Annotated in this window: 1 pseudogene; it reads left to right on the forward strand. The window is 44.1% G+C overall.

The features are described 5' to 3' along the window. Positions 1 to 158 precede the first annotated feature (158 nt). A pseudogene (locus tag EZM41_RS03915) lies at positions 159 to 322 on the forward strand (2-oxoacid:acceptor oxidoreductase subunit alpha); the annotation flags it as partial.

Genomic DNA, 322 nt, shown 5'->3' on the forward strand with positions numbered 1-322 from the left:
GATAAACTACCTAGAAAATTAAAGCGCATTAATTTAATTTTTATTAGATTAATAATGATATTCTTCTCGTATTATATGATAAAATCCAGCGTTGAGATTACGCATTTGGTCGTAACGGGTTTCAATGACTGCGAGGAACATTTTGGCGAGCTGGTGGATTGGATCGCGTTGCTTTCGCCGGATATCCGATAACGCCTGCGACGGAGATAGCCGAAATCATGGCTGAGAAGTTGCCCAAGGTTGGAGTCACCTTCGTCCAAATGGAGGACGAGCTTGGCAGCATGGCTGCCATAGTTGGCGCTTCTATAGGGGGCGTAAAATC

The organism is Acetomicrobium sp. S15 = DSM 107314 (genome assembly GCF_016125955.1).
GTDB lineage: Bacteria > Synergistota > Synergistia > Synergistales > Thermosynergistaceae > Thermosynergistes > Thermosynergistes pyruvativorans.